Raw genomic sequence first — 7972 nt, forward strand, 5'->3', positions numbered from 1 at the left:
CCCGTTGTCCCAGGCCGACGCGGGCTCCTCGGAACCCGACGTGACGGTCGTGGCCAGCAGGGCCGCGGCGGCGAGCACCACGCCCGCCCGGCGCGCTGTCGTTCGGACTCCACGCACACTGGTCTCCACTCGTCGTCGAGCGATGTGATCGATAACATAGGACGGCGCGTCCAGAGTGTGGTGGGTGGGCGTGATCACTGTCAAGAAGTGAAAGTGAGCGTTAACATTCCCAGTGGTCCGGCCAGCCGACCGGTAGGGGTCAGCGCCGATGAACGCGGAAGCCTGTGAGGCTCGAAAATTCATCGTTGCTGGTCAAGCGGCGTATCGGTACTCGTTGACGAGCCCGCCCGGGATGGGGGTGCGGTGCAGTCTGTGGGTGTCGAGGTCGTGTACCGCGAAGGGGTGCCGCCGAACTTCGGGGGGTAGTTGGTCACGGGCCTGGTGGGCCGGTGTCGGTTGTAGTGGTTTTCGTGGGCTGCGAGGATTGAGTGACACCGAGCAGCAGCTGACGACGGCAGGCAGGTGGACGGTCAACACCGGCCGCAGCGAACGCGGTGCCCCCCGACTGCGGGACGGGAGCCTCGACGATCCGTTTCACCGTCACGCGAGGAGCCGCCCGATGCCCGTGAACACGTCCGCCGGCGACGAAGAACCCGAGGAGCCCGACATCTCCGCCGGGTCGGATGCAGCGGACGCCGAGCCCGGGCCCGGCACGCACATCACCCTGGAGGAGCTCCGGGCCCTCGCAGCGTCGAAAGCGGCTGCGGCGTACCCAGCCCAGGAGGTGAGCCGGTATTTGAGCGAACAGGCGCGGTCCCTCAGCCGTGCCCTGCAACGGGCGCTGGTCCTTCCCAAGATCGAGTTTCCGAAGATTCCGGTTCCCGAGGTCGCCGGTCTGCCGAACATCGACCTGTCCCGGCTGGCTGTCTCCACCGACGACTGGCTGGTCCCGTTGCTGGACCAGATCGGTGCCGTGCTGGCCGGGCTGGAGACCGTGCCGCTGCAAGTGCTGCGGCAGGGCGGCCCGGACAACTGGCGGGAACTGCAGGACGCGGAGGTGGCCGAGCTTCCGATGCTGGCCGAGCAGGGCATCCCGATCTCGTGGGTGCCGCGCGCGGCCGTATTGCGCGACCTTCTCGCCACCGAGCCCAGCCACCCTGGGTGGACGGGCGTGGTGACCGCCCACAGCGAGACGATCCTCGGCGACTGCGCCGCGGCGTTGGACGTCGTCGAGCGCGGCGAGCGCGGCGAACTGGGTCGGTACCTGCGGGCGGCGCTGACGACGTTCGAGGCCGGGCATCACGCCGCAGCCCAGGCCCTGGCGATGAATGTGCTCGACACCCTGCTGCGCGCGATCACGCCGGCGACCGGCCGAAGCAACGGCAAGGGCGGCCGGGGAAGGGCGCCGGGCGTCTACACGAGGTTCGCCCAGTCGATCCGGAGCATGGACATCGAGGGCCGTGCCCTGCTGATGCCGTGGGTGATCGCCTACCGCCCGGTGCTCGCGGCGTTGCAGGAGTTCTGGCCCGACCGCGGCGACGACGTGCCCACGACCGCCAACCGGCACGCGACCGCCCATGCGGTGGGCGACATCCAGTACACCGAGGGCAACGCGTTGCTGGCGTTGATGTTGTCGACGGCCATCCTGCGCGAGACTCATCACCAGGACCAGCGGCTGAGCGATCTCCAGGGGACAAACGATGAGGACGGCCGACAGGCCCGTTGAATCCGACCGCGTGCGGCGACAAGCGGCTGGCACGCCGCCGGAATCGCGGGCTCGTTCGGCCTCGCTCTCTCCCGCTCTTAGAGGGCATCTGATCCACCTTTGGGCGGGTATGTCTGTTTTGCGTAGATCGTTTCGCCAGGTTTGGGTGGATTCGCCGATGAGAACGCGGCTCATTATGTTAGACATCGCCCAGTGGATCATCGTGCACGAGCGCCGCGGCAGGGTCTCGTAGTCGCGTACCAGTCGACGATGCTGCATCAGCCAGCCCAGGGTTCGTTCGACCACCCACCTCTTGGGCAGAACGTAAAATCCCTGTGCTGCAACACGTTTGACGACTTCGACGCGGACACCCTGTCGGGCGCCGTGACGGACGACCTCGTGGTTGTAGCCGCCGTCCACCCAGGCGATCGACACGTTAGGTTGCGCGACGGCCAGGTGGCCCAGGAGTTGCCGACCGGCGGTCGAGTCCTGGACCGAGGCTGCGGTCACGATCACCGCGAGGAGCAGACCCAGTACGTCGGTGGCGATGTGTCGCTTGCGGCCCTTGATCTTCTTGTTGGCATCGATGCCCTGACTGGTTTCGTTGACGTTGCGGGACGTTTTCACGCTCTGCGAGTCGAGGACGGCCGCCGTCGGTGCGGCCATGCGTCCACTTGCGACACCGACCCGTTCCCGCAGCAGGTCGTGTAACGCCTCGGCCGTGCCGTCGCTCTCCCACTTGGCGTAGTAGTCGTAGACAGTCTTGTACGGCGGAAGTCGTGCGGAAGGTAGGCCCACGCGATCCCGGTCCGGCACACGTAGAGGATCGCGTTGACGATCTCTCGTAAGTCGTGCACCCGTGCCGCGGTTCCCGGCCCGCGCCGGGCGGCACGCCAGGCCGTCAGCATCGGTTCGATCAACGCCCACCGGGCATCGGACAGGTCACTGGGGTACGCGCGCCGAGAGCTCACAGTTGATCAACTTTAGAGCGGTCGACAAATCGGACAGACCGCCTCAAACCAAGATCAGATGCCCTCTAAGCCGTTTTACAGGCCCCGCTCTGCGGCTGCGGCGAGCTCGCTGGCCAGTGTCTTGAGGGCTTGCCGTAGTTCGTCGGGGCGGTGGATGGTGAACGGCCATTCCAGGGAGGCGAGTAGGTGAGCCATGCCGTCGAGGCGTTCTGCGCGGGCGTGCATGAGGACGCCGGTGGTGTCAGCGGTGAGAGTTGCCACCGAGCGGGGCAGTCGGCGGGCGATCGCGTCGATGGGTCCATGGATGGTCACCTCGACTTGCCAGCGGTAGGGAACCTGCGCCAGAGCCGAGGTCAGGTGAGCGACGGGGTCGAAGCCGTTGGGGGCGGTGAAGTCGCGGGCCTGGGAGGCAACGGATTCGATGCGGTCGACGCGAAAGGTTCGCAGGGTGTCTCGGAGGTGGTCGTAACCGACGAGGTACCAGCGGCCGTTGTGGAAGACCACGCCGTAGGGATCGACATCGCGTTCGGTGCGCTGCTGGCGCCACGACTGGTAGCTGATGCAGACCGTCGTGCAGATGCGGGCGGCTTGGGCCAGGGCGAGCAGGACGCCGGCCCCCGGGGCTTGCCCGATGACGGCGTTGCCGGTGAATGCGAGGGATTCACGGATGGCGGCGAGCGGTTCGCGCAGCGCCTGCGGCAGCACCCGCTCGATCTTCGCAAGGGCGCCCGCACTGGCCAGCACCGTGGTGCCCATGCCGAGGCGTTCCGCGGCGACCAGGCCCAGGACAACGGCAAGTGCCTCGTCGTTGGTGAGGACCAATGGGGGCATTCGGTATCCGCGGGCCAGTCGGTAGCCGCCGTAGCGGCCGCGTTCTGCCGTCACAGGGATACCGAGGTCCCGCAGGTGCGCGGTGTACCGGCGCACGGTGCGGATGTCAGTACCGAGGCGGTCGGCCAGTTCGGCTCCGGTGAGTCGAGCGTGGGACTGGAGGAGTTCCAGCAGCGTCAGCACACGAGTGAGGGGATGCGACATGGATCACCCAACATTTTAGGGCGGATTGTGTCCTGTATTGAGCTTACGCTCCCGGCCAACACCGCACTTCAGGGAGATCACATGGCGACCTTCGTATTGGTTCCCGGCGCCTGGCTCGGGGCATGGGCCTGGGAAGAGACTGCCCGCGCTCTGCGGGAGCGCGACCACACCGCGGTAGCGGTGACGCTGACGGGCCTGGCCGAGCGCGCCAACCTGGGCGGTCCTCAGACGGACCTGAGCACCCACATCAGCGACATCACCGATCTGGTCGAGCGGCAGGACCTGCGTGACATCACCTTGGTCGCCCACAGCTACGCCGCCGCTCCCGTCACCGGGGCCGCGGGACGCCTCGGCCACCGGCTGGAGCGCGTGGTCTACGTGGACAGCGCCCCGTTCGCCCCGGGCATGTGCATGCTCGACCTCATGCCACCGCAGGTAGCCGACCAGCTGCGTCAGCAGGTCAACGCCCTCGGGGACGGGTGGCAGCTGGCAATGCCGCCGATCGACATTCTCAGCGTGTCCAGCAGCCTCGACGGACTCGACGAGCCCGGGCTGGAGCGTCTGCTTGCGCGTGCGACCCCGCATCCGTTCGGCACCTACACCCAGCGCCTCGCCGACCCTACCGACCCTGGTCCCGGAGTGGACCGCGTCCTGATCGCCTGCCACGACTTCAAGGCCCTGCTCGATGCCGGGATTCCGATGCTCTCCTACCTGAACCAGCCGCCATGGCGGCGTTTCGACTTGCCCACGGGGCACTGGCCGATGCTCTCGGCGCCCGCCGAACTAGCCGACCTGCTCGACGCCGCCGTCTCCTGACCTCGCCAGATCGGCGCAGCCGCATGCCTGACCACACGCGTGTACGACTGTTGCGGGCCGGTGCCCAAGCGCTGGCAGGCGAAGTACGGGAGGCTACGGCGGAAGCAGTCGTCCGGCGGGTCTTCGCCGTCCAGGCGCAAGACACGATGGCAGCCGCCCTGGGCATCCGGGTACGCGGCCGGGCCATCACCGCCCGCGCCATCCGCGCGGCCTACGAGGACGACCGCAGCATCGTCCGCGCCGGGTATCTGCGCGGCACCTTGCACACCACCCCAAGCGACGACGCCCCTGGGTCCTACGGCTGCTCGCTCCCCGGATCCTCGCCGCGACCAGCCGCCGCTACTGATGGCGCTCTGCGAAAAGTGTGGGGTGCCAGAACTCTGCACTGGGCTGCCGACCTGCGGTGATCGTGCACCATGAGCCGTAGGGGCATGATCGTGAAGTGTGGCGTTACGACTGCTGTACCTGATCTTCATCCGACTCGGTAGCTGGCTGCTGCTCCTCGGACGGTCCTCCGCAACCAAGGACGTCGAACTGCTGGTGCTGCGACACGAGGTTGCCGTGCTCCGCCGCACCAGCCCTCGCCCGCAGCTGGACTGGGCCGACCGCGCGGTGCTCGCCGCACTGGCCCGCCGACTCCCCCAGTTACTGCGCCGGCACCGACTGGTCACGCCCGACACTCTCTTGCGGTGGCACCGGCGCCTGGTCGCGAAGAAGTGGACCTACCCCAACCGAACCGGACGGCCGCCGATCGACAGCGCCCTGACGATGTTGATCGAGCGGATTGCCCGGGAGAACGGCGGCTGGGGCTACCGCAGGATCCAAGGCGAACTGTTCAAACTCGGCCACCGGGTAGGCGCGGCTGCCATCCGCCGCGTGCTCAAACGCCTGCGCATCCCACCAACACCCAAGCGCGACACACCGGCCCCTCCTGGCGACGGTTCCTGCGCGCGCAGGCCGCGAGCATGCTGGCCTGCGACTTCTACCGCGTCGACTGCGCCGTGACGCTCAAGCGGGTCCACGTGTTCTTCGTGATGGAGGTCGCCACGCGCTACGTGCACCTCCTCGGCACCACCACGAATCCGGACGGCCCTTGGACAACGCAACAAGCCCGCAACCTGCTCATGGACCTCGGCGACCGCGTCGATGACTTCCGGTTCCTGGTGCGAGACCGGACAGAGCAGTTCACCGCCTCGTTCGATGCCGTTCTCGCCGACGCCGGTGTCGAAGTCGTGAAGATCCCTCCGCAGAGTCCGCGAGCCAACTGCTACGCCGAACGGTTCGTCAGCACCATCAGACGCGAAGCCACCGACCGCCTGCTCATCATCAACGAACGCCACCTGAGATCAGTGCTGCAGCGCTACGTGGCCCACTAAAACCACCGCCGACCCCACCAAACCCGCCAACTCAGACCACCACGACCAGGCCGACCGATCGCACAACCGGGCTGCACCTCCGTACGCCGCCGACCAGTCCTCGGCGGCCTGATCAACGAGTACGAACCCACAGCAGCCTAACGCCCAGGTCAGACAGTGTGGCCAACTTCTGGAACCCCACAGGTGGCCGAACGCCACGGCGACGGCCTCGACCCGATTTCCGTGAACGCGCCGTTCGCGCTGCCGGCACCGGCGCCGGAGGTGTGGCAGCCGACGGCGTCGATCCAAATCCATAGTGGACACCGCTGCACAACACACCCGCGCCGACGACAGGCGGGTGCCGACCTCGGCCGTCGCGTCGCCCGGTTCGGCATCACCCGGTTCTGGGCGCTGCTGGGTTGAGGGCGGCCGTCGCGTAGTACAGCGGGAATCCCGCAGGGTGGACGACCTTGAGGAGCGCCGATGACGTTGGAATGCTCGGGTTCATGTCCCAGCCACTCGTCATCGGCGTCCTGGTCGGCAATCCCGTCCGGCGTCCCGCACGTTGAACGCGGCGCTCGCTCTGCGCGAGGCGGTTCGCCACGCTGTGAGCGCGCAGGGGGTGGAGGTGGCCCCCGACAGACCGCTGGTGGACGCGGCGGCCCTCGCGCCTTCGGTGTTCGAGCCGGGTTCGACGGCCGTGCGGGAGGCGTTGGACCGGCTCTCGACGGCCGATGTGCTGGTGGTGGCGTCACCGACGTACAAGGCGACGTACACCGGTCTGCTCAAGGCGATCCTCGACCAGGCGCCCGGCAACTGGCTGCGCGGCAAGACCGCCGTGCCGCTGCTCGTCGCGGCGGCCGACAAGCACGCGTTGGCCGTGGAACTCCACCTGAAGCCGCTGCTCGCGGAGCTGGGCGCTTCGGTGCCGGCCCGGGGTGTGTTCGCCAACGAGGCCCTGCTGTCCGGGGACCAGGAACAGCTGATCGGCACGCTGGGCGACCGGCTGACCGAAGCCGGGTGGTTCACGACTCCGGTGGGGGCGACCCGATGACAGACCTGCGCACCGCACTCCGCGACTTCCCGCGAGGGGTCGGCATCGTCACCGCGACCGGCCCGGACGGCCCGGTGGGCGTGACCGTCAGCTCGTTCACGTCCGCGAGCATGGACCCGCCGCTGATCGTGGTGTGGATCGGCGAGGGCGCGTCGGCGTGGCCGGTGCTGCGCACCGCACCGCTCTTCGCGGTCCACCTGCTGCACGCCGGCCAGACCGCCCTGTCCGCTTCGCCACGACCGGCGCGGACCGCTTCGGCGCCGACACCGACTGGGAACCCGATACCGACGACGTCCCCCACCTGCTGGACGCCCGCTCCGCCTGCGCTGCCGCACAGTCCGCCGAATCGCGGTAGGAGACCACGTGGCCCTGGTGGGCGAACCGCTGGAAATCCAGCACAACACCGGCATCCCACCCCTGGTCCGCTTCCAGGGCCGGTACACATCCGTGGCCTGACACCGTTGCCTGAAGGTGCGCGGACGTTCCCTCGGGCAACGGTGACCACCAGACGTCGTACCGCCTGGACGGGGTCAGGCCACTGACTCGTCCTGCGGCTCATCGCCGCGGAGGTGCAACTCGCCACCGTCCGGGCCCAGGTGGCACTCGCTGTACACCGACTACGAGGGCTTCATGGTGCTGGCGCCACAGCCGCAGCGGGTGACCGAACTCGGCGACCTGCTCGACCAGGTGGTGCGCTGGTCGAACACCCTCGCCACGGTCCGGGCCGCCTGAGCCGACCGTCACGCCCGGGACCACCTGCTCACCGCGCAGGCTCCGGACTCGGCACAGGCACGCGGGGTCGAACGCCGGGTGCCGGCACATGGGCGACATCCGCTCGCGGTGACATCGAAATAGCCGGTTTCCGATGGTGAGTGCAGAGGGCTACCTGCAAGGACGAGTTCAGAGCGGCAGTGATTCGACCCGCAGCATGAGTGCGAGACGTGGGTCGGTGGACCGGCGTGTACCAGGCCGAGAACGCGAACGACGCGACCGTGATCGCGCCGACCGCGACCGCGGCGTACCGCACCGGCCGGCC

At 68.3% G+C, this 7972-nt stretch carries 8 protein-coding genes and 2 pseudogenes; 7 read left to right on the forward strand and 3 right to left on the reverse strand.

The features are described from left to right. The first annotated feature begins 625 nt into the window (after positions 1-625). Positions 626-1726, forward strand: coding sequence for a hypothetical protein (locus AB0H12_RS44785; protein WP_499632792.1), 1101 nt, complete (start codon positions 626-628; stop codon positions 1724-1726). Positions 1727-1849: 123 nt separating this feature from the next. Here AB0H12_RS44785 and AB0H12_RS44790 read toward each other — a convergent pair. Together AB0H12_RS44790 and AB0H12_RS44795 are read right to left on the reverse strand one after the other, a co-directional pair. After that, positions 1850-2676 (reverse strand): annotated as a pseudogene (locus tag AB0H12_RS44790) (IS5 family transposase); the annotation flags it as partial. A 75-nt stretch (positions 2677-2751) separates the two neighbouring features. Then, positions 2752-3690, reverse strand: a complete 939-nt coding sequence (locus AB0H12_RS44795) for a helix-turn-helix transcriptional regulator (protein WP_499632781.1) — start codon at positions 3688-3690, stop codon at positions 2752-2754. Between the two features lie 102 nt (positions 3691-3792). Between AB0H12_RS44795 and AB0H12_RS44800 the strand changes: the two genes are divergently transcribed. The 5 genes and pseudogenes from AB0H12_RS44800 to AB0H12_RS44820 form a co-directional block, all read left to right on the forward strand. After that, positions 3793-4527, forward strand: a complete 735-nt coding sequence (locus tag AB0H12_RS44800; protein ID WP_499632783.1) for an alpha/beta fold hydrolase — start codon at positions 3793-3795, stop codon at positions 4525-4527. Positions 4528-4971: 444 nt separating this feature from the next. Then, positions 4972-5532 carry a transposase family protein gene (locus tag AB0H12_RS44805; protein ID WP_499632785.1) on the forward strand — a complete coding sequence of 187 codons (561 nt, stop codon included), beginning with the start codon at positions 4972-4974 and terminating at the stop codon, positions 5530-5532. Continuing rightward, positions 5493-5903, forward strand: a complete 411-nt coding sequence (locus AB0H12_RS44810) for an integrase core domain-containing protein (protein WP_499632788.1) — start codon at positions 5493-5495, stop codon at positions 5901-5903. Before AB0H12_RS44805 ends, AB0H12_RS44810 begins: the two co-directional genes overlap by 40 nt. Positions 5904-6086: 183 nt before the next feature. After that, the gene (locus AB0H12_RS44815) at positions 6087-6305 is read left to right on the forward strand and encodes a hypothetical protein (protein ID WP_230572737.1); all 219 of its coding nucleotides are present in this window, start codon (positions 6087-6089) and stop codon (positions 6303-6305) included. Between the two features lie 136 nt (positions 6306-6441). Next, positions 6442-6936 (forward strand): annotated as a pseudogene (locus AB0H12_RS44820) (NADPH-dependent FMN reductase); the annotation flags it as partial. On the opposite strand, the gene AB0H12_RS44825 reads toward AB0H12_RS44820, so the two are convergent. Continuing rightward, entirely contained in the window at positions 6908-7111 is a 204-nt protein-coding gene (locus tag AB0H12_RS44825) for a hypothetical protein (protein ID WP_499632794.1), read from the reverse strand. The pseudogene AB0H12_RS44820 and the gene AB0H12_RS44825 overlap by 29 nt on opposite strands. Here AB0H12_RS44825 and AB0H12_RS44830 point away from each other — a divergent pair. After that, complete coding sequence (locus AB0H12_RS44830; protein ID WP_499632790.1) at positions 7017-7478, forward strand: flavin reductase family protein; 462 nt, start codon at positions 7017-7019, stop codon at positions 7476-7478. The genes AB0H12_RS44825 and AB0H12_RS44830 overlap by 95 nt on opposite strands. Positions 7479-7972: the final 494 nt, after the last annotated feature.

The sequence above is a fragment of the Actinosynnema sp. NPDC023794 genome, from assembly GCF_040639675.1.
Classification (GTDB): Bacteria; Actinomycetota; Actinomycetes; order Mycobacteriales; family Pseudonocardiaceae; genus Actinosynnema; species Actinosynnema luteola.

Coding starts and splice junctions, on each gene's coding strand:
- AB0H12_RS44810 (WP_499632788.1), top strand. CDS start 5,493: ATGCTGGCCTGCGACTTCTACCGCGTCGACTGCGCCGTGACGCTCAAG.
- AB0H12_RS44800 (WP_499632783.1), top strand. CDS start 3,793: ATGGCGACCTTCGTATTGGTTCCCGGCGCCTGGCTCGGGGCATGGGCC.